This is a genomic window from Alcanivorax sp. HI0007 (genome assembly GCF_001635525.1).
Lineage (GTDB): Bacteria > Pseudomonadota > Gammaproteobacteria > Pseudomonadales > Alcanivoracaceae > Alcanivorax.
Genome location: NZ_LWEJ01000036.1, coordinates 1 through 1,812, shown reverse-complemented (window position 1 = coordinate 1,812; position 1,812 = coordinate 1). Strand labels below are relative to the sequence as shown.

The following is a 1,812-nucleotide window of genomic DNA, read 5'->3' as shown; positions in this document are numbered from 1 at the left end:
ACCGGCGGCGCCTCCAAGGTGTACCTGTATACGTCCAATCCGGATGTGGCCACCGGCGACGGCATCGCCATGGCCTGGCGGGCCGGCTGCCGGGTGGCCAACATGGAATTCATGCAGTTCCACCCCACCTGCCTGTACCACCCCAAGGCCAAAAGTTTTCTGGTCACCGAGGCCATTCGCGGCGAAGGTGGGCACCTGCTGTTGCCCAGCGGTGAGCGCTTCATGCATCGCTTTGATGAACGCGGAGAACTGGCCCCCCGGGACGTGGTAGCCCGCGCCATCGACCATGAAATGAAGCGCCTGGGGGCGGACTGTCTGTATCTGGATATCAGCCACAAGCCGGCGGATTTCATTATCGAGCACTTCCCCACCGTCTACGCCAAGTGTCTGCAACTGGGCCTGGATATCACCCGCGATCCCATGCCGGTGGTGCCTGCCGCCCACTACACCTGCGGCGGCGTGATGATCAACGAAAACGGCCAGACCGATGTGCCCGGTCTTTACGCCATCGGCGAAACCAGCTTCACCGGCCTGCACGGCGCCAACCGCATGGCCAGCAACTCCCTGCTGGAGTGTCTGGTCTATGGCAAGGCCTCAGCCGAACACATCGGCGCCACCCTGGCCGACGTGCCGGAACCCCGCGAGCACAAGGAATGGGATGAATCCCAGGTCACCGATTCCGACGAGGACGTGGTGATCAGCCATAACTGGGATGAACTGCGCCGCTTCATGTGGGATTACGTGGGTATCGTGCGCACGGAAAAACGCCTGGAGCGGGCCCTGCACCGGGCCGAGCTGCTGAGAAACGAAATCGCCGAGTATTACAGCAACTATCACATCAGCAACGACCTGCTGGAGCTGCGCAACCTGGTGGTGATCGCCGAACTCATCATCCGCTCCGCCATGCAACGCAAGGAAAGTCGGGGGCTGCATTTCATGCGCGATTATCCCGGCACGAATGACGAGGTGGTGGATACGGTGCTCACACCGGACCTCAGTTAACAGTGAACAACGCGCGAGACAGGCTGCAGGTTCTCTGTTGCGCATTACGCCGCACCCAGAGGTTTGGTGCTGTGCCTGCCTATCCTGCGATGCAGGAGCGTCGCTGGCGGGGCGGTCATCTCATCGACAGGTCGCAATCGCGCCGCCAGCGACGCTCCTACTGACAGAGTGGCAGTCGCCGATACAGGTATTTGTAGGGTGCACTGAGCCTAAGGGAACTGCACCAATCCAACGCCCGATGGTGCAGTTCGCTTAGCCTCAGTGCACCCTACCTGCAAGCCCTGTTTTCCGGTTTTGCAACGCAAGAGGCCGCACCCAATGCCTGGGCGCGGCCTCTTGCGTTTGACGATAACAACGATGCGGGCTCGCGCCAATGTTAACTATTCACTGTTCACTATTAACTGCTTTTAACTGCTTTTAACTGCTTTTCCTGTTGGTCCACAGCCACTGATAAAACGGCTGCAGCTGCGCCCGGGGGGCCTGGTCGTCGAACAGGTGCAACCAGCCTTTCGGGGTCTGGATGGCCATCCAGGGGCCGACGCGCAGTACCCGGCGAGGTTGTTCCAGTTCCTGCCAGTGACGGCCGATGAGGGTGAGACCCTGTTCGTGGAGTTCCATCTGGGACAGCTGCGGCGGCTGCCAGCCTCTCATAAGCAGCGGTAACGCCAGCAATAGCAGCACCAGCGCCCACCAGGGCATTTGCGTCAGCAGGATTGCCGGCACCACCCCAATCACCGCCAGCCACTTCAGCCGGGCGGGATAGCGGGAGGGGCTCAGCTCAAGCTTTTTTCGCGGAGACCAGGGCAAGGA

General features: G+C 60.9%; 2 protein-coding genes. One reads left to right on the top strand and one right to left on the bottom strand.

Going from position 1 to position 1,812, the window contains the following annotated elements:
• Positions 1 to 1,002: L-aspartate oxidase (gene nadB / locus A3714_RS02415; protein ID WP_082850706.1), on the top strand; the 1,002-nt coding region annotated here is incomplete at its 5' end.
• Positions 1,003 to 1,419: 417 nt separating this feature from the next.
• Here nadB and A3714_RS17865 read toward each other — a convergent pair.
• The coding region (locus A3714_RS17865; protein ID WP_231867815.1) for a hypothetical protein at positions 1,420 to 1,812 on the bottom strand (393 nt) is incomplete at its 5' end.